A 21330-nucleotide genomic window follows, 5' to 3' on the forward strand; every position below is an offset into this window, starting at 1 on the left:
ATCCGCAGCACTATAAAGAGACAATTTTACTAGAATGCAATGCCGAATGGATTCAGTATGGCTCTTAGTCAAGCACATGTTTTGGTGAAGAGCCAAAAATAATGATCAATATAAAAACATATGCCTAGAATGTGCAAGTGAAAAAAATAAATTGAAGAATGAGAGAAGAGCTTTAAGAAGGATAGAGAGTGTCAATATTTCTGAATAATGATGCAATAGGTGGATATGAAGCGGCACATAAAAAGCTGTAAACTCTTTAGTATTTCTGGATTTTGAAGACTGGAGCTAATTGTCATAACCACTCCGCTTCTATTTTTAGTTCTCCACTGGGGAATATTAAAGCACTACTTGCTAAATTCCCAAAATCTAAATCTATTAATGATTTGAAACTGTACAATTCCTTACATTTTATTATGTAAGAAAATTTAATTTTATGTAAGTAATACACCTTATTTCCTTTAGTTTCCTGTTATTTTAGTGTTAAAACGACGTAATGATTTGAATGCTACCTATCCTTATAGGGAACAAACATTTACTACAATATATGGATGTATCGAAAGGAATTATTCAGTAAAAAAGCTGATTAGAATATTCCAATCAGCTTCTGCTTTTTTAATTTAATGTCTTTACCCTCAATCCCAACAAAGAAGCAAAGCCAATAGCTTGTTCAGTGGAAACTTCACATCCATTCAAACTTTCTGGGGTTACATTAAGTCTTTCAAAATTACATGTACTAATATCAATTCCTTTTAAAGAAGTTTGAGAAAAATCTACATCATTAATATCATTTTCATAAAATTTCACCTTATTTAGTGAACAATCATAAAAATTCGCACCATGTAGAATTGAGTTATCAAATATTACTTGTTTGAAACGAGTTTCAGAAAAATTGCATAGACTTGCAATACAATTTTCAAAAGAAACGTTTCCAAGATTAGCTTCAGAAAAATCTGACCCTAATAATTTACAGTTTTTGAAATTGACTCTATGTATAATGCCTTCACTTAAGTTTGAATTAGATAAATCGCAGTTTTCAAAAATTACATCAGTTAAATCAATTTTTCTAAAAGAAACATCAATGAATTTTGCATTTTTAAAAATAACTTTAGATACAATTAATTTTTCAACAACCTCTTTATCAATTACTGTATCAGCAATAATACAATTTGATAAATATGGGTCTTCATCATAAAAAATATCTTGAAAATTAGCTTTTTCTAGATCTGAGAGGATTTTTGGTAATTCAATTTTGAAACTTTGTGACATATTAGCACACCCTTCAAAAAGTTTGTAATATCTATACATAAATTTAAAGTAAAAAAATAAAATGAAAAGACTTTCATATTAAGTAAAAGTATGCGCAAATCTAAAATTCCATCACGTTCCTGCAATATGAGAATTATATTCAGGAAAGTAGGTGATTTATCATATCTAAGTTTAGATTTCACAGGGATTTTTTAGAAGAAAGCCTAAAGACTGAGGTAGAAGTTGAGATTATCAAATTGCTCCATGAAGTAATTCGCAACCAATTTCAAGATTACTCCATTTCTGAATCTGCTCTAATTATCGAATTTTATGGATTTGACCACAGAATTGTCAAAGAGTTGTATTCTATAAAAATATACAGAGTTGGAATAGTCGAGTTTATAGATTCTGAATTCATTATTTAAGCGATCTGAGGAAAGACACTATAAAAGGGTCACCAGGCTGGGAAGTGACCCTAAAATCGAAAATTTTAATATCCTGTATTCATGAATGTAGCACCGACAATAATTAAAAGTATAAATAGTACAACAATTAACGCAAATGCTGAACCATTACCATAACCGCCGCCGTTATTGCCGCAGTTATTAATGCCACCAACATTTCCACCATAGTATCCCATAAAGTATCCCTCCTTTCTATAATATATAATATGTTAGTTGTATAGAAGGAGTAGGGTGTTAAACCATTCAGCTATAGGCATAAAAAAATATATTTTTGTTAGATAAGACAATAAAAAAAGGTCACTTGGGATAGGAGTGACCTTTAGTAAATAATTCAGGAGGTGTAAGGCTAAATTAGCTTTACCTTACTATTATTATGATGTGATAGCTATATTTGTATAGTGAATTGCCTGTGAAATAGATTTAAAAATAAAAAAGTCGTAGCTTCGTCGTACGCTACAGGAGACTAATGAACAATATAAGTATCAGAACTATTAATAGGGTCACTTAGACGAAAGTGACCCTGTAAAGCAGAGCCAGGAGAACCCTTTTATAACTTAGTCTGCTTCTATTCTGATAGCTTGAATATCTTGACAGTCCACAATAATTGTTGAACCAGGCTCTGTCGTTGGATCATTAAAGAATGCACAACAATCTTTCGGGTCAAAGGTAATAAAAACAACATCTTCTATAATCTGATCGCCAAATAAGAAAAGGTCAACTTCAGTCTGAGTTTGTAAGCGTCTTAATTGATTACAAACACAACCTTTACAGCGATGGTGATCTTTCTCGTGATGGTTTTCCTTTTCATCACAAGAAAAACATTTTTTGGTGAGCATTAACATTTCTGTTAATGCTCATTTTCAAGACCTCCTCTCTAGTGTATTAAGGTAGTACTAACCTTACACTAGTAATTTATGATTTGAAAATGAGAATGGATTGGCGATTTGGCTATTAAACATTAAACTTATTTTTCCAAAAAAACTAATAAAGGGTCACTTGGGTGGAAGTGACCCTTAGTAACAAATCAGGAGGTACTAAGTTAAACTTGTTTAGCTTAACACTACTATTTATATGCTTAGTTAACTTGGGTTATATAGTTCATGGCCTTTAAAAATAAAAAAGCTGCGACGGTCAACCAACGCCACAGCCGATATAAAGTGCGTGCGATACACTCAAAATTATTGTGTGTAAAATAAGGTTCTCTATAAAAAAAGCCCCAGTTGTATACTAGGGAGACAGTTTGTCAGGTAAATTATTTTTACTTTTCTGGATAATCTACATGTAATGGTGGTGGAACTAACCAACCTTTATTTTTATTAAGACGTAGTAGTTTAGCACCTAGTAGAGCTTTTGCTGTATGGAATTGACCATACATTAATGCGATATCTTCTCGAGTAGAAGTGCCCATCGCTTGACTACATGCAACTAATCCAGCAGCCAGATCGGCAGTCAGAGCGGCGCTGATTTCTGGATCGTTAAACTTTGCTCCTGGAGGGATATCTTCCAATCTTGCTACAGGTCTTTCAGGAGAAGCAGGTGGTAAAGCAACGCCATTCGTTTTTAGAATTTTTTCTAATTGTTTTACTTCATCCCTACATGTTTCGATGATATCTTCAATAATTTTTTTTAGATCTTCATCACCAGCGTGATTATAAAACGTTTGATAGCCAGAAATCATACCATAGTCTACAACTAAACTTGACCAAACGCTAAATACTTCACCGTAATGCAATGGTTCGTCTTTTGGATTACCACCAAGAATACCCATATCTACACTTCCTTTTCTTGTTTTTCGCCATTAAAGCAAAGTTAGTATGGATGTAATTAAAAAATTGATACACAAAATGTAATATTGTTGAACAATATGAGGATTCGAAAGAAAATGCGAAATAAAGGAGAGAAGGATATGTCAATTCAATTTAATGGGGAAAGTATCTTTACTAAAGAAACGGCTAACGTAAAAATAGCTGAAGTTATTGAATGTCCAGATTGTGCATTTGAATTTAGCGTTATACATGAGCAGTCAGATAGAAACGGCATTTACACATGCCCTAATTGTGAAGTAGCTAATTATGAAGCACTATATTTACAACTACAAAACGATGTTCAAGAAGCATCAGAACTACATTTGCAAACGATTATAGACTTACAACGCATTCAGAGTATGGTTCATCCAGTAGATGATCCAGTAACTCGTTCAATTGGTGTAGCGTTGAGTGAATTAGAAGCAAAATTTCATAAAATCCATGATAAGTGGTCAGAGGGTGATTAACCACAAGAAAGAAATGCTACAGCACACATGCAAGAAAGCTTGCACATGGTGCCGTAGCATGGATAATACGAGGACCCTGTTTAGATAACGCGATTGAGAGATCAACTAGTTACAAACAAACTTTCATTTTTAAAATTATCTACTGTCTTGCTTTACTTCTTCAATAAATGTCCTGAAGTTTTCAGCGATTTCTTTTGATTGAGTATGGTGTAAATAATGTGTTCCTTCAAATGTCATCACTTTTCCATGTACAGAATCTTTTACTTGCTCTTCATGTAGTGTTGACCATCCTTCAATGGCTGCACTATTAGGTTGTAAAAAGAAAATAACAGGCAGGTTTTTTGGGAATGTTAAATTTTCAGCTACTTTAAAATTAGAAGGCCTATTTTCTATTTCATTCACAATGGTAGGATTTCTAAAGTTTTTGTAAGAAAGAATTCTCATTTGTTCTTTTGTTTCATCATCAACTGGCAGTGTAGCATATGGGTCAGCACTTAGTTTCATTATCAATCTGCCTAAACCTGATTCTTTGAGTAGTGTAATTACTGAAGAAGGTATTGGAGATTCAACAACCTTATCACCATATTGCCTTGGAACACTGCTATCGATCCCGACAAATGCACTCACTTCGTTTTCATATTTGTTCACATAATCTAGTGCGTAAATGCCCGAAATGGAGTGACCCATTAGAATATAGCGGTCAATTTTAAGAATCTGTAAAGCTTCGTGGATTTCACTTACAATATTTTCTGTGCTCCGTTCTTTTTCGGTTATATCACTTAATCCATAACCAAAAGGCTCAATCACTACAACTTTGTAAAATGGCGATAACTCTTCTACTAGCGGCTTAAAATCAAGTACTGGTGTTCCTGTTCCCAAACCTGGTAGTAGCACGACAGTTTCTGCGCCTTGTCCTTGAATCAAAACATTCATATTTTTCCCATCTACTGTTACAGACTGACCATAAGGCTTTATTTTTCCTGCTTCTAATTTGCTACTGATCTTATCAATGACAAAAACAATGGCTATAAAAACAACAATTGTTATAACTAATGCTGCTAAAATTTTAAGTAAAATGTTAAGCAATTTTTTCATCGTATTAGCTGGTTTTTTGTCTGTTGTTGTGTCCAAGTCCATTATTTTCACCTCTCGTGTTTTCACTCACTTCTTCTCCTATTGTTTTGGGCTCCCTTTAAGACCCTAAAGAAAGCCTAAACGATGAAGATGAACTCACAGTGACGACAATATGAACGGAGTATGAACAAGTGAAACATATTGTTCAGTAAGGAAGTGAGAACATGGGTTATCAATTACCTGATATTAATGAATAATTCTGAAAAGAAAAAAGGAGTAATTCCTACGCAAAAGGTTAATCACTCCTAACTATGAAATCTTTTGAAGTTTTGAAATGAAGAAAGTTTTTATATCTCTAGACAATAGGACTTAACATTTTAAGGATAATAGAGGCATTTACGTTGGTTTGTGTGCCTCCTGCCAAAGTTTGAAGGATTACTGCTGCAGCGGAGGAATGATTCCTAAGTGTAAGAAACCCGCCGGCTGGTATAGAAATTATTACCTGACCTGTGTTTTGTTGAGTACCAGCTCCTGAACCATAGACTGCTTGCGTAACCGGTGCACCATTTAAAAATAGTGTGAATTGGTTAGGTTCAACACCTGATACGATAAAAGTAACCTCGTAGATTCCCGGTGTGGTAACAAAAATTTGAGAGGTTCCTGGAGCATGCGTAATCCCCGGTGTAACTATACCTGTTGAATCAAAAATAATATCTGCCTCTACAGCTACAGTTTCAGCACCTAGATTATAGATATAACCATATTCGCAAAGACCACTACATGCTGTTGGTGTTACAGGAGGAATAGAGCCAGTAATTCCACAGAGATCAACGGCTGTGAAAGGTCCTATTTGGCTTCCACATAAGCAGGAACGTTTATTACAGTTACTACAGTTATCCATTTTTTCACCTCCATTTGTAGTATTTTATTCAAGTGAAATATGGAGTAAAGGGCAATAGGCTAACAATCGACTCAATTTAATCGTTCATTATTGAAGGTTAAGTTACTGCACATTTTGAGCAAAATGCACAGGAGGGAGAATGGAAATGAATAACAGTTATCCGAGAATTAATGAAGAAGTAGCAGCTATTTTAAAACAAACAAAAACAGAGCCAGTATTTGAAGGTACAGTCCTCGAAGGAAAAGAGCAAAAATATACAGTAATAAAAATAGCTGATTTAGTTAAGTGCAACAGCGAATTTGCTCTAAATGAAGTAGCACCGTTAATGGACTCGTTGTTGGGCAATATCGAAGCAGGACGTGAGAAAAATGGTAAAAAATCGTTTAACTCTTATGTTGTAATCAATACAGATGAACCTTGGATTGGTGAGATAGTAGAAGTAATGGAAAGAAACGGTGCGTGGGATTAATCGACCAAAAGCGAAACATTATTAAAGCTTTACGGCCACCTAAGTAGCCGTAAACCAAGATTTTCTAATTTAGTGGGTAATCATAACGTATAAAACCTTTGTGATATGCGATCTTGTCATAAAGAACACGAGCAGTGGTATTATCCTCTTTAGTTTGCCAATAGAGCTTAGAGGCTTGATTTTCGCGAGCGTATTCAGCTACCTGCTCAATGAGTCTACGAGCAACACCATGTCCGCGAGCGGTTTCATCTACAAAGAGGTCTTGTAAGTAGCATGCTTTTTCCATCCAGATTGTGCGATGAAATAGGAAATGGGTGAAACCGACCAAGTTTCCTTGAAGATATGCTCCTAAACCGAATATTTCATCGTCTTTTAGCAAGCACTCCCAAACTTCATCGTAACTCTTGTCTGAGAGCTCAGTTTCGTAAAATGCTTTATAGCTCCGTGCCAAGACATTCCATCGGCTACGATCATCAGGTTTAAGAGGAGCTATTTCATTTACATTTTGTTCGTTCATGGTAATCTACCTCCAAAGTTCAGTAGTAATGTATTTAATTGTTGAGCTTAGTGATATTTTAAATTATCCTAAACTTTATGTATGAATATAACATACTAAAAAATTATTAAATAGGATATGGATATTAAAGTTAGTTGAACACTTTGAACATTAGGTTTAAAAAAGGGCACTTATAAGTGCCCGCAAAAAAATATGGTTATTTACGTTTGTCGTCAGTAAATGATGTTATGTTATTTGTCATTTTGCCAACAGAAGTAAAAGTTTCATCTAATGCTTTACTGATCTCATCTAATGCTTTGTCGATTTTTTCTGAGGATGATTTTTATCAATCTTACCAATAATAATATTTTTCCATAGGAAATTTTTTTTCATTATCATCGCCTCCTAATAAGGAGTATACAATATAAAGCTATGTGAGTTTCAAAAAATGTAATTTCATAAAAGAAATGTTTTTTTAGAAAGAATTAAGGAGATGGAATTAATCTAGTTACTGAATACTTTGAGGATGATGAACCTAATCAAGTCGTATATAATCATTTTACTAAATTAGTATGTAAATTTGTAATTACAGTCGGAAAGAAATTTAATTTCAGAGATAAAGAAATATTAAATAGTATCAGCTTTTTTATATGAATACAGGAGGAATCAAAATGTCAGCAGAAAAAAAAGTATCACTAGGCGTTGTTGGAGTGGATTCTGGCCAATTATTGATTATTGATCCATGTTACATTAATAGCGAATGGAATATGGAAGGTAGTCCTGTGGCTATCGAATTTTGGGGAAAAGATCAGGATGAATTGTCTCAAATTTTAAAGAATCAAGATTATAAAGTGAATGATGAGGAAACTTATAAATTAATTGAATGTAATGAAGTCAATGCAAAAGAAATTTTTACTTATATTCAAAAAATCATTAAAGAAAACGACCTTTTTGTTAGAACTTTAATCAAAACAGATAGTAGTTATGATACAGTATGCAAAATTACTTCCAATAGTGATAAACAAGGTGGTCAACTAAATTACAGCGGAGACCAGGAAGGACTAGGCGTAGCATTTCGTTCAGGTTTTGGAGATGGTATATATGAAGTTATTGCTACTATCAAAGACTGTGGTTCATGGGGTGAAAGAGTCTCTAAGGTTGAGATAATACTAATTGAAGATGATGAACTGGATGATTGATGATATAGGATAGCTTTTTGAGTTCTCTACTGGCGTAATGTTTTTGATTCCTATAAAATCACTTTATTCCTATTTTTAAGTTTTCAACAAGAATACGAAAAGTGATTCGATTTAGAAAAAGGTTGAATTCTTGAGACTTTCTGGACCAAACACTCTTAATGTTACGTCATTGTAGTCTTCCAGAGTATTTCTAGTAATTTTTCGATGATGCTTAGATATAAAATACTAACCGGTTACAGAATGGCCCAGGTCCCAAATAATTTTGAGCCTGGGCTTTTATTAACTTTTGGAACAGGAGTTGCCAAAATATTTTACTTCCTAGCTTGGATTAAGGTGAACCAATCATTTCCGTTAAATTTACCAGAAACTCTGTATATTGGCTGATAGAAACCTTTTGTGTCGTACATATACGAAAGCTCAATTAATTCAATTTCAAGTTGATCGCCTTTTTTTATAATAAGTTCTTCTTCCTTTACCAGCGCATTATATTTTATTTGGGGAAACTCTCCATTCTTAATTCGCTCATATACCTCTGCAGGAGACAAGATGTTTACTACCCGTATAAATTGATTTTTTTTAAGACTGTATGTCAACGAATAAACACTGCCATCCGGTTTAAGACCCAGACCTATATCTCCACTCCAATAATCTGTGTTTAAATCAGTGTTATCTGGAAGGTCCCATTCAAATTTTCCATCCTCCAATACAGTAAATGTAGCACCTGTAGGTATTATAGAAAGATCATCCATAAGTGCCTTCGCCTTTTTAAGCATTGATTCTTGCTCGGTAAATGAAGTTTGCTCTGGCGTATAATTGTTCGCTGTTAATGACCATTGACCTTCTGAACTTATAAACAATTTATATTGTACCCCAACTTTGTCTACCATTAAAATCTCACGATCGCCCTTATAATCCTGTGTATTTACCACTGATAAACCTAATTTCTGTTGTAAAAAACCTTCTATGTCATCATTTTTAATAATATTTTTATTTACTGGAGCAACTGTTGATGCTGAGCTTAACTCCAATGAAGTTGATATATGAACATCTGACATATTTGATTTTGTATAGGCGTTTATTGCTAAATGACCGAACTCCTGTTGGGTGTAAACAATATTCATACCAACAAAAATCAAACCCAATAATAGAGGTATGGAAAGGTTTCCAATCAGATTTTTCATTTTTACTTTTTTGCTACGTCCAATGGAAGCAGCTAATCTATATAACTGGTATCCAATAATGCCACCAAGTGAGTTGTTTATTAAATCATCCAGTTCAAAAATTCCTGCTCCTGAAAGTGTCTGATACGTTTCAATAGACGCTGTAGCACCTATAACTACAAGAAGAAGCCACTTAAATTCTTTTAATTTAGCGATAAGTAAAGGTAATAAAACTCCTAATGGTACAAACATTAATATATTAAATAGACAATTTTGGAGATCACGTAAGGAATATTTTTTCCATGCGTCAATATAACCACTGAATGGATGAAGGTTCATCTCCATGTAGTGTGAGGTACCGCGGCCAATAATCGTTAGCTCCAACACAAAAACAATATATCCGATGAAGACTGCGCCAAGAATAAGTTTCTTAATAGAAATCTGTTTTTTGTGTTCTGATTGTCGTTTTTGATAAAAGTAATAATAGAGTGCAATCAGTAAGGACTCTATGCCAATAATAATAAGTACTGGTAACATTAAATAACGAATATTGCTAAAAATTTCTGTAATATCCAAGGTGAGATGCTCCTTTTTTCAGATGCTGATTTTCAAACGCTACATGTTATGCGAGAGAATTCTCAATACTGTCGACCTTCATCATTGTAAATGGAAATTATTAATAATTAGAAAGAATATTTATGAAGATTTTCTTAAGGATTTTCATTATTTAACAGTATTCTTTTTTTGGTTCAATGTTGGTGAAAATGGAGAAGAGGTAGCTTGAGATATAATATAAAGATGATTAAGGACATTTTGGGCTCATTGAAAAAGGTAAGAGGGTCCAATGTAATTTGAAACAATATAGTGATATAATAGCTATTTTTAGTAGTTAATAATAATAAAAATCTCAAAAAGTACTTAGATAAGAGATTGGGCAGAGAATCATGTCAGCTAGCTATTGTTATAGAAGGAGTATACAAATTGGAGGTATATGAATGAATATGAAAAGCCCAATACCGAAGTATAAGGCTTTTCTGATTATACAATCTATTTAAAATTAAAGAATCGGTGTTAGCTCTGAGTTCGCAAATCGTTGGGCATCGATGATAACACCTGAAGCTGTACGTCCGTAAACGCTATATAATCCGCCAGTTTGATTTGGAGCAATTTCAACCTCATATTGGAACGCACCTGCTACACTTGGAGTTACAAAAGTAGAAGCATTAGCAGCAGCGGCAAAAGGAGTTGTAGATAGTAATTGTCTTGAACCGTTAAGTTTAAAAACTCGGACCACCCCAGTAAGTAACCCCCCAGTGAGATTAAGAACTTTGATACGAACGTTAGCAGCATTAGCTGGTAGATTTCCTGAATTTTCAATTGGACCAGTAGTTAAAGGCATATAATATTCACCTCCTCAAAAATAAAAATTTATAATCTGCAGATTACATTTTTATAGTATGTAGTAAACTATTACATTCTCTAGACTTATTGATCATATTTCTAAAAGTAAAAAGAAATATGAGGATTAATTAGTAGAAGATCATTCAAAAGAAAATCTGTAAACAAGGTGAACCAATATACCAAGACGTAATACCTTAGTAAAAACACCTATTTGGCGTAGAGGGCCATGATATGGTAGTAAAATCGAAGAAGGGTTTTATGACAAAAAATAAGAGGGGCGACATGAGGTATTATAGTCAATTTTTAAATGCTAAATCTATATAATATGGGATCATTTCAGAAAGATGAATGTGTTGGACAGTGGATAATCTGAATGGATATAAGGCATCTATTGATAAATCAAAAGGATGCACAAAGCGAGGAATAGAATGGTAATGGGCAAGCAGGGGATAGCAAGGCAGGGCTTTGTCTTATTCTTTCTTAATTAAGTAAATCAATAATTTTTATTAGTAAAATCGATATAAACGATAAGATGAATATCTAAAAAATAAGTGAATGCAAACAATGTTAATGCAATCGTAAATGATATAGATACAAGAATTGAAAATATTTCTCTATGAATTCCTCCATTGTTACGGATATCTAATTATAGTGAAAATATTTCAATCACAGAGTCTATTATCTGTCTTTTGTGGATAGAAATTATTAAAGGGCAGCTCTGCATGAAGCGGCCCTATAAAACGATATGGGACTATTTGAACTTGTGAAGTTTCTTAACTTTCATTGAAGATACTTCTCCACAATTAGTACAAATAGACAATAGTAGTGGGGAGCTCGAAAAAATTGAAATTGAGTCTAATGGTCTTACATTTGCATTAACACCACCTAATTCACCTTGTGTAAAGGTATCACCACCACATATTTTACAAACTAATTTATCATTTTCCATGAAATCACCCCGTTGTGTAATTATGTAAATTGTATCATAAAAAGGGCAGTATAGTTGTTACGTGTTACAGCTCAATTAGTCAGCTAAGATACTTAATCACATAAGAAGGAAAATTATGTGAAAAGCGCAAACAGTAGGATTTTCGTGCTTGTTATTGAGGTTATTTACGAAGTATTCAACATGGGTTTGAAACTATAGAATAAAATCAATTCAATGCTTAATGGAGAAGCTTTAAGATTTTCAATTGGACTGCTCTTTAAGATACTAGTAAACCAAGAAGCACAATTATTTCCTTGGTCATTTTTTATTAAACTTAAATTGAATTAATTTACTAGTACAAAAAATGCAATAAAACTCAATCCATATAAGCCCATAAATCCAAGGCTCATTTTTAATAATTTAGTTCTGATTGAAAAAGCTTTTTGAAAACCTTCTTTAAAAAGATTCACAATGAAAATAGAAACTGCTAAGAATATTGATGCCATTGCAATGAGTAAAGTAATTTGTTCCAATAAAATAACCCCCTGTGATGATCTGTATTGTAGAATAATAAATAGATTGATCAAACTGATAAGCACTAACACATTACTCATACGAATGCCAGAAACTTGTCGTTCATTTATTTCAATTTTCCAAGCATCAACAATTCCTCTCAGTAAATCGATAATATTAAAGAATGTCCAATCTTCTTGCTCTAATAAATCAATTATTTCATCACCATATCGTTTTCTTCAACTTCTTGGATACAAATAAATCAACCACCTCATATTAATCCAAGCCTTTTTGCTCCGAGTGCAGTTACTACTTGGATTTCTTTGATTTGATTGCTTAAATATTCACGTCCTTCATCTGTGAGTCTATATGGTTTTTTACGATCATCTGATTCAAGGACTTGAATATAGCCTGCTTTCTCTAAACGGGTAATTGCTCCATATAAAGTCCCAGCACCTAACTTAATACTATAATTTTTTTCAATGTCCTCCATAATCGCATAGCCATGACAATCTTTTTCTGCCAGGCTAATCAAAATAAACAATGAAGGCTCGGAGAATCTATCTTTTTTCATGTAATACCTCCTTTAAATATTATTACGTTTCACGATATAACGTATAACGTAATAATAACCGTAACTTAGAATGTATGCAATAATATTATTTAGACGTAATGATTTTTGAAAAAGTTTTTACTTTAAAACATACTTATTAAAAGCAATTATTATAACTATTTTCATTGTGATTTCACCCCTGAAACAAATATTGAGCATTGACACAAAAATTCGGTGAGTCTTTCTTAAAAGTCAATGACGAAAGGAAAATTATCAATTCACAAGAAATCTTTATTGTTAAAAACCTTTACATAGTACACCTGAAAGGACAAACAAATTGACTGTTAGTATGCCAGTAAAAGTAATAATAATTGATGTAACTAGCAATATAAAAACTAAGTCTATTAGTATTCATATTGTAAAACATTAGTTCCAAAGGGGCTTTGTATTTAGAAGAAATTATTCAAGAGAGAAAACATTACATTCACTATTCATATTAAAACTCGATTGTATTGTTCAATTAATGTCTATATTGTAGAGTATTTAGTGCCCTAAAAATGATTAAGCGGGGAGTCATTTTTAAAATTACTAATAAGGGACAATTTGATTTATTATATTATATAATTGATGCGTTTACAGAAACAAGGTTTGGTGAAATCCAGCAGGAGTAGTCATCTATGAAAATTTAAATGAAGAGTTTATGCAGAAATTTGCTGCAGAAGTTCGTTTTTCAGAAACAGCATTTATTAAAAAATTAGACAATAAGAATTTCGAAATAAAATTTTTTACACCGACTGCACAGGTTGAACTTTGTGGACATGCTACAGTTGCATCCTTTAAAGCCCTATTAGACAGTCATGCCATTGAAGATAACAACACCTACTATATGAAAACACTCGCTGACAAGCTTGCTGTTAAGGTGAATTCAGGATTTATAATGATGGAACAGCTGAACCTAAGCTTGGAAAAATATTTGATGATTATGAGGTTTTGTCTGAACTTTTTAATATTGATAAAAGTCACAAAAATCTAGTACCTCAAGCCGCAAACACTGGTCTTTGGGATATAGTGCTTCCAATCAAAACAAAGGTGGCCTAGTATGCTTCAAATCCTGATTTTAAAGCACTTGCTGAATATGCAAAGATGAATAAAGTAGGAGGATACCATGCATTTACGCTAGACACAGAAAAAGGAATAGTAGAGAGTAGAAACTTTTGTCCACTCTACGGAATTAATGAGGAAGCCGCAACAGGTACTTCAAATGGGGCATTAACCTATTATCTTTTTAATAATCACGTATTAAATACATTTTATCAAGAGTACACTTTCTTGCAGGGATATAGTATGGGTAGACCTTCTATTATCATAACAAAGTTAATTAATAAGAATAATCCCAGAATTATGGTAGGTGGCAATGCCATGATATTGACAAAAGGTGAACTTTACTAAGCGTTCTACATATACTTTTTCACAATCGGGTGCTTTTACCGAACAATCTGCGGAAATGGTACAGTAAATCTAAATAAAAATACTAATGAAATAAAGCCTTTTAATGAACAATTACGGTGACAAAGCCCGGAAATGATATATTGGTATATCTTAGTATAAGATAAGGAGTAAAACTATGAATAAATTTAATAAGACGTTAGCATATGTAAATGAATTACTTTATGAACCAAATAATTTAACTATAAAAAATATCCAAGAAGAAACTCAAAATTCAGATTATGGAGCTGGAATATTTCAGTTAAATTCTAAATCGGTTAGATTTAGAGTCGCAAAAATAACACCTACCAAGGTTGGACAGTTTGTTTCCTTTTGGGAAAAGGATGAAGCTAATAAAAACCAAGCATTTTCATATGATAATGCCACTGATTTATTGGTAATCAATACTTTTAATGATAATGGGGATTTTGGTCAATTCGTTTTTCCAAAAGAGATTCTTTTACAACAAAACATCCTTAGAACCTCTAGTACAAAGGGAAAAATGGCAATTAGAGTTTATCCTAGGTGGGATACTCCCACTAGCAAACAAGCGATAGCGACACAAAAGTGGCAATTACCGTATTATTTCCATATTAGTGATATGAATAGTTTACCAATACATGAGCTATTAAAATTATACGCCAACTAAAATTAGATATCTTTAACTGCGTCATTCAAATAGTTACTGTACACGTTGAAGAAAGAAACTATAAAAGGGTCACCAGTCTAGGAGGCGACCCTAATCGGAAATGTTAATACCCTGTAGTCATGAAAGTAGCGCCGACAATAATTAAAAGAATAAATAGAACGACAATTAGAACGAATGATGAGCCACTAGAGCCACCACCGGAGTAGCAGCCATTATTAATGCCACCAACATTTCCACCATAGTATCCCATAAGTATCCCTCCTTTCTACAATCTATAATATGTTGTCTGAAGAGAAGGAGTAGGGGTGTTAAACCATTCAGCTAAAGGCATAGAAAAGTATATTTTTGTTAGATAAGACAATAAAAAAGGTCACTTGGGATGGTAGTGACCTTTTAAAAAAACTTCAGGAGGTGTAAGGCTAAATTAGCTTTACCTTACTATTATTATGATGTGATAGCTATGTTTGTATAGTGAATTGCCTGTGAAATAGATTTAAAAATAAAAAAGTCGTAGCTTCGTCGTACGCTACAACAAACTAATTAACAATATGAAGAAAATAATCAGTAATTAAAATAAAAAAGCCGCAGCGTCATCACACGCTACAGCCTTGAACTAGTTTTGCCCTTTAATGGCTTCGTCATATAAAGATTATAACACACCAACTAATGTAAGACATAGGGGGCAGAACTATGCTAAAAGAGACACCACCCAAAGTAAATAAATTTTTATTGGACCAATGGATTAAGGATTATCACTGGACGGTAAATACAGTGAAGAAAATGCGAAATGATTTATCAGTAATTGGGGCAAAAACAGCACAAACGCTATAGCAAGCTAATGAACAATATGAAGGTTTTATGTAGAAGGGAGAAAGTGATGCAAATTAAATTAGAAAACACTTTCGTTATCAGAAGGAGATAAGGCATTTGAACAAGCCTTAAATTTTGTTTCAAGAGTGTTCTAAAGCTAGAATTAAAAATATCTTTATTACGAAGACTTATCGCTCATAGGAACGACAAAATTATCTTTAAGCTCAGGGTCGTACTAGACCTATGCAAATCGTTACCTAGACACTAACCAGCAATCACAAATCACGCCTAGCTGGGAATATTGCTGTTGAACCTCCACATTCTCTTTATGATGTAAATACACTTACTCGAGTAGGTGCCATTGCAAGAAAGCTAGGTATTACGTGGGGTGGCGATTGGGTAGGTAGTATTGATCGTCCGCATTTCGAGATTAAAACATCTTGGAAGATGTCTGCAAGTTATAAACTAGAAGGAAAAGTAAACGTACCTACTAATAGCAAAGGGCAAGTACAACTAATCATAGAAGATAAACCGAAGGAGGAAATCAAAGTGACTCAAACATGGAATCCCGGTTCACCAGCAATGAAAACTGAAACAGAAAACTTTATTGCACAGGCGGTTAAAGACGGCATCGTTCAAGAATCACATTTGAAGGATTTACAGAATGGCGTAATGACCACTGATTGATTAATGGGTTTGTATATTACAATTTAGCAACGTAGAAGTAAATAAGTATTGTTCAGTTTTTGTTGAGAATGATGTAGTAATCTATCAATGTCATTGTAAACAAATGAACACGCATATACCAATGACGAAGCCCAGATACTCAATTAATTTTGAGCCTGGGCTTTTTTTATTTCCAGAAATTACACTTGATAAAACACGAGCGCTTGACCTGAAATAATACAAAAGAACGTTCTGAATAATGAAGTGCGATATTTAAAAAACAAGTTAAGAATCATATATGTTTGAATTATGTTATAATTCATATAAATATTTATTGATGGAACAAAACTTGTGATAAATCTATATCCCCCAGATTTGTCCGTTATATGATAGGAGTGAAATTTTAATGAATAGTCCAATTTAATATCCCCTAATAAACCAAAATTCGAATGAAGAATTGGGGGATATAAATTTTAATGAATAGTCCAATCTAATATCCCCTAATATACAAATTTCGAATGAAAAATTGGGGGATATATAATGAAAATGAATAGAAATTTTTCTTTATTACTATTGGGCCAGTCACTCGCTAATATAGGCGATGTATTATATATAGTTGGTGTTATAAGTACAATTTTTATGTTAACAGGTTCTGCAATTGCAGCATCGATTGTTCCATTTACGATTGCTTCTTCTATGTTTATATCCAGTCTGCTGACACCTCTTTTGGTTGAGAAATTAAATCTTAAATGGTTACTTGCTGGGTCACAAATAGTAAAGACGATTTTACTCTTTATTCTAGGGTTTATGTTAATCGGTTTAACAGCAGCTAATTATTATTTTATCTTTTTAATAATAGGATTGATTGCTTTTTTTGACGGATGTGCAAATCCAATAAGACAGACATTGACTCCATACTATGTTAAACCTGAATATCTAATTCAAGCTAATGGAATTGCAGAAACAATTACGCAGATCATACAAGCAGGTATGTGGTTCGTAGGAAGTTCATTGCTAATTATTATGAGTTCTCAACAACTTATTTGGTTAGTTGGATGTTTATTTGTAATTGCAAGCATATTACTTTGCCTTTTAGAAAGTGTAAACCATGAAACAACGGAGCAAAAAGGGAAACTAGAAAAGATTAAAGAAGGCTGGAAAACTTTATCTAACACTCCAGTATTAAGAAGGATTGCTTGGATAGAATTTTTGGAAACAATTGCAGCAACAGTTTGGATAGCTGCTATTTTATATGTGTTTGTCAACGAAGCTTTGAACGTTGATGAAAAATGGTGGGGATTTATCAATGGAGCTAACTTTTTAGGTCTTATTTTAGGAAGTGCTTATTGTATTAAATTTTCATCTTTTGTTGAAAAGAAATTAGGAACCTTTATTTTTGTCGGTTCATTCGTAAGTTTCTTATTCACAATATTATTTAGCCTAAACAGTATTCCAATCATTTCATTACTTTTATCGCTCTGTGTAGGGCTTTTTGAACAAATAAAAAAAATTCCTCAACAAACGGTTATACAAACTAGCGTGTCAAAAGAACAGTTGTCAACCGTTTATACCTCATTAGGTGCTATCGGAACTGGGATTTTTGGCGTTGGATCACTTGTTATGGGACTATTAGCTGATTTGTTAGGGATTAGAGTTGTATTCGTTATTTCGGGGCTATTGCTTGCGATAGTAAGTTTAATTGCTCATAAAAATAAGCAATTGTTTGTTAGAAATGTTATGGAACAATAAAATTAAAGGTGTAGGGTTTTGTTAGCTACAATTTCCTTTGTTTTTTAAAAGACTGTGTGATAGATTTTGAAGTAGGACCATCATTTTTGATGGTCTTTTTTTCTTGAATTATTGTACGAATAGGAGGTTTAATTAAACAAAAATAAAAAAGACCACTCCTCAATAGGTGGCAATAAATAGACTTTATCAAAAACACTTACTTTGGTAGGTGTTAGAATACAAAAAGGATTTACAGAATGGTACAATGACCACTGATCGATTAATTGGGTTGTATATTACTATTCAGCAAAGACGAAATAAATAGAAAAGATAAAGACCAGCAAAGATAAATTAGCGAAGCTGGTCTTTTTTAATTGCAATGAAAATACCACTCTTTTGAGTGACATGTAATTTATTCAAATTCTTTTGCAATTAATCCAGGTAATGAAATATCAAATCCAGCTTGAGATTTGTAAGAATAGGAGCCGTAAATTTCTCCGTAAACAGTTATAATATCGTCATCAACATAATCTGTATACCCTGCATATTCTATGAAAATAACATCATTAACATCATAGCCATAAGAATTCGGTGTTACAGCAAGTCGAATGTTTGTAACGTTGTCACCTTCGAGAATTTGTAGAATCTTTCCTTTATATTTTACGTATTCGCCTTTGTATCGATCTGGATTCTTTTTCAATTGTGGATAGTCAATAGTCTTTGCGTTTGCTTTTTTAGCAGCTGCATCTTGCTCAGCTTTTATACGTGCTTCTTCTTCCGCCTTAGCTTTAGCTTCAGCTTCTTCTTTTGCTTTTTGTTCAGCTACTGCTTTTTGTTCAGCTACTGCTTTTTCCTCAGCTTCTTTAGCTTCACGTGCAGCCTTCTCTTCTGGTGTTTCTTCCTTAGGTTTAGCAGCAGTTTCAACTTTTTCCTTATCAGTATCTTCGGATGTTTCAGTAGAGTCAGTTGCTGCCAAGAAACCGATAAAAGATGCAATCATTAAAGCGATTGAAATACCAGCAAATTTAATTTGTTTTTTTCCCTTCAAACTATCTTTTGACCCTGTTGTGACCCATCCATATAGTATAAGGTTGAGTAGATTTGATTCAAAAATCCTTTAAAATAAGTGGAAATACGAATCTATGAGTAAGAATGATAAATATTGATATTGATGCAGCAATGGTTAAATACGCATATAAGAACGTAAAAAATACGATATTGGTTTTACAAAAAATATAAGTTGTTGTAAATCAGTTTTTTTGTTATATTTTTACTATTAAAACCTGTCCGGATGAAAAGTTTTTTGTCTATGTATTATTGAGGTACACTTTTTAAAAAAGTAACGTGTACCTCAAGCTGTACCTCAATTAAATACATTTAGTTAGAAAGGTATAGAAAATGTCCTTTCTGCAAATCCTTCATCTTATGCATATCTCTAAAATTAGAAACATCAGGTTAGAAACCAAGGTCATAAGTTATGCTTATGATAATTTTTTTATAAACCCTTTGTTTATCAAGGGTTGGGGAGGGGCTAACCATATTGGTGCCCCAAAAAGTGCCCCATTTAAAATAGAAAATAGCGTTTTAATCGAAATTAACAATTTCACTTAGAACTTGCATTGCTCTTTTCTCTCTGTCTGCAAATGAATGCGCATAAGTTTTCAAAAGGGTAGAAGTAGTCATACCAAGAATTTTGGCAATCGTTGTTGGTGGTGTGCCTGAGGCAATAGAGATTGTAGCAAATGTATGACGTAAACCATGTGGAGAAATTAGTTTAACATCATACATTTCATGCATTAATATTAAAGTTAATCTTGCTGCATTCTGATTTAGAGGCTTGCAAGTCTTACTAATAAAAACAAGATCTTCCTCGTTATGTTGAATACCATAAATTAACTTTCTTTCGATACACCATTTTCGATAGCGATCTAATTGTTTACTTAATACTTCTGTCATATCAATACAACGAATGCTATTAAGTGTTTTGGCAGAACGTTCCCCATAAAAATCACGTGTTCGGTTGATATAAATTAAGTTATTCTTAAAATCAATATCTGACCAACGTAAGCCTCCAGCCTCGCCTCGTCTCATCCCTGTAGCAGCTAGAATAGATATTAAAGTGTATCTAGAAATATCACAAGATTGTCTTACACATTTAAGCAATAATTCTAGTTCAGTAGGAGTCAAATAATTTCCTTCAACTTCATCATTATTTAATTTTTCTACTCTAGGCAATTCAGCTTTTGCAATACGATTTTTATCTAAAATATCATCTTCCACTGCAGCATTTATACATCCAATAAAAAAATTATGATACATTTGAATGCTTTTTGGTGCGGCAATTAAAGATAATTTATCAATGAATTCTGACTGATAAATACTTTTTGAAAGTCGAGATAATTTATATTTACCGATATATGGTTTAAGATAAATTTCAATAACATTTCGATAAGTTTTAGGGGAGGTACCTTTCCATTTTGATTTTTTACGGTCAAAATAAATATCTACCCATTGAGCAATTGACATGTTCTCATTAAATATTATTTTTTCTCCACCATTTAAAACAGTAGCTTTTAATGCTGTTAATGCCTTTTCAGCTTCAACACTTGTGTCAAAATTTTGTTTTGTCTTTTCTCTACGTACCCCTATATGGTCATAAAATTTATAACGATACGCATACTTCTTTTTCTTATTGGAATCATAATACCAATATATATTTTCCTTTTTAGTACTATTGAGTTTTTTTCTAACCATTATTGTCCACTCCGTTTCTATATTTTGTATGGACAGGTACGCAACATAGAGTTTTAGAGTTGAGGACAAATTAAGCATCACTCCTTTCAAAAAAAGAATGTATGTTCTTTTTGAGGGTATTAAAATAGCCCCTTAAATTTTAGTTCCACTAATTCCACTGGTACATTATGTAAGGCAGCTATATCATATATTGTCATTTGGTCATATGAATCAAATAAATTTTCGTTTGGTATTAAGAGATAAGCAGAAAATAGATTTGCTTCTATTTCTAACTTATCCGTTGAAAAAAATGTATGTCTTTTAAAAAACAATGTATTCACAAGAGGATGAAGTATCGAGTGTCCTAATTCATGTGAACATACCACACGTTGCATCTCAGGTTCTAAATTGTTATTGATATGAATTATAGGCATTCGTTTGTATGTCCTAAAATATCCATACACATTCCCTAATTCATGGTATAGGATGATGATACCTAACTCTTTAGCAATCTTAAATGGATCATTTGTTTTATATTTTTTTATTAAATGTAGAACGATTTCTTCCACACCCATCCAATCAAG

At 32.8% G+C, this 21330-nt stretch carries 26 protein-coding genes and 1 pseudogene; 11 read left to right on the forward strand and 16 right to left on the reverse strand.

Annotated elements, in window-relative coordinates; translation table 11 throughout:
* Positions 1-612: 612 nt before the first annotated feature.
* From ACQKIM_RS23610 to ACQKIM_RS23625, 4 genes are all read right to left on the reverse strand, one after another.
* Positions 613-1266: a pentapeptide repeat-containing protein gene (locus tag ACQKIM_RS23610; protein WP_427548662.1), complete on the reverse strand. Its 654-nt coding sequence runs from the start codon at positions 1264-1266 to the stop codon at positions 613-615.
* A gap of 469 nt (positions 1267-1735) precedes the next feature.
* Complete coding sequence (locus tag ACQKIM_RS23615) at positions 1736-1885, reverse strand: YjcZ family sporulation protein (protein WP_427548663.1); 150 nt, start codon at positions 1883-1885, stop codon at positions 1736-1738.
* Positions 1886-2263: 378 nt separating this feature from the next.
* Positions 2264-2551 (reverse strand): hydrolase, encoded by a 288-nt coding sequence (locus tag ACQKIM_RS23620; protein WP_427548665.1) that lies wholly within the window; start codon positions 2549-2551, stop codon positions 2264-2266.
* A 416-nt stretch (positions 2552-2967) separates the two neighbouring features.
* The gene (locus ACQKIM_RS23625; RefSeq protein WP_427548668.1) at positions 2968-3477 is read right to left on the reverse strand and encodes a DUF3231 family protein; all 510 of its coding nucleotides are present in this window, start codon (positions 3475-3477) and stop codon (positions 2968-2970) included.
* A gap of 138 nt (positions 3478-3615) precedes the next feature.
* Here ACQKIM_RS23625 and ACQKIM_RS23630 point away from each other — a divergent pair, with 138 nt between their 5' ends.
* The gene (locus ACQKIM_RS23630) at positions 3616-3981 is read left to right on the forward strand and encodes a hypothetical protein (RefSeq protein WP_427548670.1); all 366 of its coding nucleotides are present in this window, start codon (positions 3616-3618) and stop codon (positions 3979-3981) included.
* A 135-nt stretch (positions 3982-4116) separates the two neighbouring features.
* On the opposite strand, the gene ACQKIM_RS23635 is transcribed toward ACQKIM_RS23630, so the two are convergent.
* The gene (locus ACQKIM_RS23635; protein ID WP_427548672.1) at positions 4117-5142 is read right to left on the reverse strand and encodes an alpha/beta fold hydrolase; all 1026 of its coding nucleotides are present in this window, start codon (positions 5140-5142) and stop codon (positions 4117-4119) included.
* A gap of 268 nt (positions 5143-5410) precedes the next feature.
* Positions 5411-5956, reverse strand: coding sequence for a BclA C-terminal domain-containing protein (locus ACQKIM_RS23640; protein WP_427548674.1), 546 nt, complete (start codon positions 5954-5956; stop codon positions 5411-5413).
* Positions 5957-6101: 145 nt separating this feature from the next.
* Here ACQKIM_RS23640 and ACQKIM_RS23645 point away from each other — a divergent pair, with 145 nt between their 5' ends.
* The gene (locus tag ACQKIM_RS23645) at positions 6102-6425 is read left to right on the forward strand and encodes a hypothetical protein (protein WP_427548675.1); all 324 of its coding nucleotides are present in this window, start codon (positions 6102-6104) and stop codon (positions 6423-6425) included.
* 64 nt (positions 6426-6489) lie between these two features.
* On the opposite strand, the gene ACQKIM_RS23650 is transcribed toward ACQKIM_RS23645, so the two are convergent.
* Positions 6490-6942, reverse strand: coding sequence for a GNAT family N-acetyltransferase (locus ACQKIM_RS23650; RefSeq protein WP_427548677.1), 453 nt, complete (start codon positions 6940-6942; stop codon positions 6490-6492).
* 176 nt (positions 6943-7118) lie between these two features.
* On the opposite strand from ACQKIM_RS23650, the gene ACQKIM_RS23655 reads away from it, so the two are divergent.
* A complete protein-coding gene (locus tag ACQKIM_RS23655; RefSeq protein ID WP_427548679.1) occupies positions 7119-7283 on the forward strand; it encodes a hypothetical protein in 165 nt (54 codons plus the stop codon).
* 309 nt (positions 7284-7592) lie between these two features.
* A complete protein-coding gene (locus ACQKIM_RS23660) occupies positions 7593-8120 on the forward strand; it encodes a hypothetical protein (RefSeq protein ID WP_427548680.1) in 528 nt (175 codons plus the stop codon).
* 311 nt (positions 8121-8431) lie between these two features.
* On the opposite strand, the gene ACQKIM_RS23665 is transcribed toward ACQKIM_RS23660, so the two are convergent.
* The 5 genes from ACQKIM_RS23665 to ACQKIM_RS23685 all read right to left on the reverse strand — a co-directional run bounded on the left by ACQKIM_RS23665 (position 8432) and on the right by ACQKIM_RS23685 (position 12696).
* Positions 8432-9856, reverse strand: coding sequence for a VanZ family protein (locus ACQKIM_RS23665; RefSeq protein WP_427548682.1), 1425 nt, complete (start codon positions 9854-9856; stop codon positions 8432-8434).
* Positions 9857-10337: 481 nt separating this feature from the next.
* Positions 10338-10679, reverse strand: a complete 342-nt coding sequence (locus tag ACQKIM_RS23670; protein ID WP_427548684.1) for an ATPase — start codon at positions 10677-10679, stop codon at positions 10338-10340.
* A 753-nt stretch (positions 10680-11432) separates the two neighbouring features.
* Positions 11433-11630, reverse strand: a complete 198-nt coding sequence (locus ACQKIM_RS23675) for a hypothetical protein (RefSeq protein ID WP_427548686.1) — start codon at positions 11628-11630, stop codon at positions 11433-11435.
* A gap of 323 nt (positions 11631-11953) precedes the next feature.
* A complete protein-coding gene (locus ACQKIM_RS23680; RefSeq protein ID WP_427548688.1) occupies positions 11954-12142 on the reverse strand; it encodes a hypothetical protein in 189 nt (62 codons plus the stop codon).
* Between the two features lie 251 nt (positions 12143-12393).
* A complete protein-coding gene (locus ACQKIM_RS23685) occupies positions 12394-12696 on the reverse strand; it encodes a PadR family transcriptional regulator (RefSeq protein ID WP_427548690.1) in 303 nt (100 codons plus the stop codon).
* Positions 12697-13375: 679 nt separating this feature from the next.
* Between ACQKIM_RS23685 and ACQKIM_RS23690 the strand changes: the two genes are divergently transcribed.
* The 3 genes from ACQKIM_RS23690 (at position 13376) to ACQKIM_RS23700 (ending at position 14809) form a co-directional block, all read left to right on the forward strand.
* Positions 13376-13708 (forward strand): PhzF family phenazine biosynthesis protein, encoded by a 333-nt coding sequence (locus ACQKIM_RS23690; RefSeq protein WP_427548692.1) that lies wholly within the window; start codon positions 13376-13378, stop codon positions 13706-13708.
* Between the two features lie 110 nt (positions 13709-13818).
* Positions 13819-14124, forward strand: a complete 306-nt coding sequence (locus ACQKIM_RS23695) for a PhzF family phenazine biosynthesis protein (RefSeq protein ID WP_427548694.1) — start codon at positions 13819-13821, stop codon at positions 14122-14124.
* A gap of 175 nt (positions 14125-14299) precedes the next feature.
* Positions 14300-14809, forward strand: a complete 510-nt coding sequence (locus tag ACQKIM_RS23700; protein WP_427548696.1) for a MepB family protein — start codon at positions 14300-14302, stop codon at positions 14807-14809.
* Positions 14810-14912: 103 nt separating this feature from the next.
* Here ACQKIM_RS23700 and ACQKIM_RS23705 read toward each other — a convergent pair whose 3' ends face one another.
* The gene (locus ACQKIM_RS23705) at positions 14913-15059 is read right to left on the reverse strand and encodes a YjcZ family sporulation protein (protein ID WP_427548697.1); all 147 of its coding nucleotides are present in this window, start codon (positions 15057-15059) and stop codon (positions 14913-14915) included.
* A gap of 440 nt (positions 15060-15499) precedes the next feature.
* On the opposite strand from ACQKIM_RS23705, the gene ACQKIM_RS23710 reads away from it, so the two are divergent.
* The 4 genes and pseudogenes from ACQKIM_RS23710 (at position 15500) to ACQKIM_RS23725 (ending at position 18034) form a co-directional block, all read left to right on the forward strand.
* A complete protein-coding gene (locus ACQKIM_RS23710) occupies positions 15500-15640 on the forward strand; it encodes a hypothetical protein (RefSeq protein WP_427548699.1) in 141 nt (46 codons plus the stop codon).
* A 279-nt stretch (positions 15641-15919) separates the two neighbouring features.
* Positions 15920-15991: pseudogene (locus ACQKIM_RS23715) on the forward strand (M15 family metallopeptidase); the annotation flags it as partial.
* Positions 15992-16168: 177 nt separating this feature from the next.
* Positions 16169-16306: a hypothetical protein gene (locus ACQKIM_RS23720; protein WP_427548701.1), complete on the forward strand. Its 138-nt coding sequence runs from the start codon at positions 16169-16171 to the stop codon at positions 16304-16306.
* Between the two features lie 519 nt (positions 16307-16825).
* On the forward strand, positions 16826-18034 hold the full coding sequence (locus ACQKIM_RS23725; protein ID WP_427548703.1) for an MFS transporter: 1209 nt from the start codon (positions 16826-16828) through the stop codon (positions 18032-18034).
* A gap of 391 nt (positions 18035-18425) precedes the next feature.
* Here the strand turns inward: ACQKIM_RS23725 and ACQKIM_RS23730 are convergent, their stop codons facing one another.
* The 3 genes from ACQKIM_RS23730 to ACQKIM_RS23740 all read right to left on the reverse strand — a co-directional run bounded on the left by ACQKIM_RS23730 (position 18426) and on the right by ACQKIM_RS23740 (position 21321).
* Complete coding sequence (locus ACQKIM_RS23730) at positions 18426-19061, reverse strand: hypothetical protein (RefSeq protein WP_427548705.1); 636 nt, start codon at positions 19059-19061, stop codon at positions 18426-18428.
* A 536-nt stretch (positions 19062-19597) separates the two neighbouring features.
* Positions 19598-20767 (reverse strand): tyrosine-type recombinase/integrase, encoded by a 1170-nt coding sequence (locus ACQKIM_RS23735; protein ID WP_427548707.1) that lies wholly within the window; start codon positions 20765-20767, stop codon positions 19598-19600.
* A 119-nt stretch (positions 20768-20886) separates the two neighbouring features.
* Positions 20887-21321: an ImmA/IrrE family metallo-endopeptidase gene (locus ACQKIM_RS23740; protein WP_427548708.1), complete on the reverse strand. Its 435-nt coding sequence runs from the start codon at positions 21319-21321 to the stop codon at positions 20887-20889.
* Positions 21322-21330: the final 9 nt, after the last annotated feature.

Source organism: Lysinibacillus sp. NPDC047702, from assembly GCF_050272555.1.
Classification (GTDB): domain Bacteria; phylum Bacillota; class Bacilli; order Bacillales_A; family Planococcaceae; genus Lysinibacillus.

Excerpts from the sequence above, each read along its gene's own strand:
- ACQKIM_RS23625 (WP_427548668.1), bottom strand. The coding sequence starts at position 3,477 with ATGGGTATTCTTGGTGGTAATCCAAAAGACGAACCATTGCATTACGGT.
- ACQKIM_RS23690 (WP_427548692.1), top strand. The coding sequence starts at position 13,376 with ATGCAGAAATTTGCTGCAGAAGTTCGTTTTTCAGAAACAGCATTTATT.
- ACQKIM_RS23725 (WP_427548703.1), top strand. The coding sequence starts at position 16,826 with ATGAAAATGAATAGAAATTTTTCTTTATTACTATTGGGCCAGTCACTC.
- ACQKIM_RS23610 (WP_427548662.1), bottom strand. The coding sequence starts at position 1,266 with ATGTCACAAAGTTTCAAAATTGAATTACCAAAAATCCTCTCAGATCTA.
- ACQKIM_RS23630 (WP_427548670.1), top strand. The coding sequence starts at position 3,616 with ATGTCAATTCAATTTAATGGGGAAAGTATCTTTACTAAAGAAACGGCT.
- ACQKIM_RS23660 (WP_427548680.1), top strand. The coding sequence starts at position 7,593 with ATGTCAGCAGAAAAAAAAGTATCACTAGGCGTTGTTGGAGTGGATTCT.
- ACQKIM_RS23710 (WP_427548699.1), top strand. The coding sequence starts at position 15,500 with ATGCTAAAAGAGACACCACCCAAAGTAAATAAATTTTTATTGGACCAA.
- ACQKIM_RS23700 (WP_427548696.1), top strand. The coding sequence starts at position 14,300 with ATGAATAAATTTAATAAGACGTTAGCATATGTAAATGAATTACTTTAT.
- ACQKIM_RS23650 (WP_427548677.1), bottom strand. The coding sequence starts at position 6,942 with ATGAACGAACAAAATGTAAATGAAATAGCTCCTCTTAAACCTGATGAT.
- ACQKIM_RS23670 (WP_427548684.1), bottom strand. The coding sequence starts at position 10,679 with ATGCCTTTAACTACTGGTCCAATTGAAAATTCAGGAAATCTACCAGCT.
- ACQKIM_RS23685 (WP_427548690.1), bottom strand. The coding sequence starts at position 12,696 with ATGAAAAAAGATAGATTCTCCGAGCCTTCATTGTTTATTTTGATTAGC.
- ACQKIM_RS23740 (WP_427548708.1), bottom strand. The coding sequence starts at position 21,321 with ATGGGTGTGGAAGAAATCGTTCTACATTTAATAAAAAAATATAAAACA.
- ACQKIM_RS23615 (WP_427548663.1), bottom strand. The coding sequence starts at position 1,885 with ATGGGATACTATGGTGGAAATGTTGGTGGCATTAATAACTGCGGCAAT.
- ACQKIM_RS23735 (WP_427548707.1), bottom strand. The coding sequence starts at position 20,767 with ATGGTTAGAAAAAAACTCAATAGTACTAAAAAGGAAAATATATATTGG.
- ACQKIM_RS23675 (WP_427548686.1), bottom strand. The coding sequence starts at position 11,630 with ATGGAAAATGATAAATTAGTTTGTAAAATATGTGGTGGTGATACCTTT.
- ACQKIM_RS23695 (WP_427548694.1), top strand. The coding sequence starts at position 13,819 with ATGAATAAAGTAGGAGGATACCATGCATTTACGCTAGACACAGAAAAA.
- ACQKIM_RS23620 (WP_427548665.1), bottom strand. The coding sequence starts at position 2,551 with ATGTTAATGCTCACCAAAAAATGTTTTTCTTGTGATGAAAAGGAAAAC.
- ACQKIM_RS23705 (WP_427548697.1), bottom strand. The coding sequence starts at position 15,059 with ATGGGATACTATGGTGGAAATGTTGGTGGCATTAATAATGGCTGCTAC.
- ACQKIM_RS23645 (WP_427548675.1), top strand. The coding sequence starts at position 6,102 with ATGAATAACAGTTATCCGAGAATTAATGAAGAAGTAGCAGCTATTTTA.
- ACQKIM_RS23640 (WP_427548674.1), bottom strand. The coding sequence starts at position 5,956 with ATGGATAACTGTAGTAACTGTAATAAACGTTCCTGCTTATGTGGAAGC.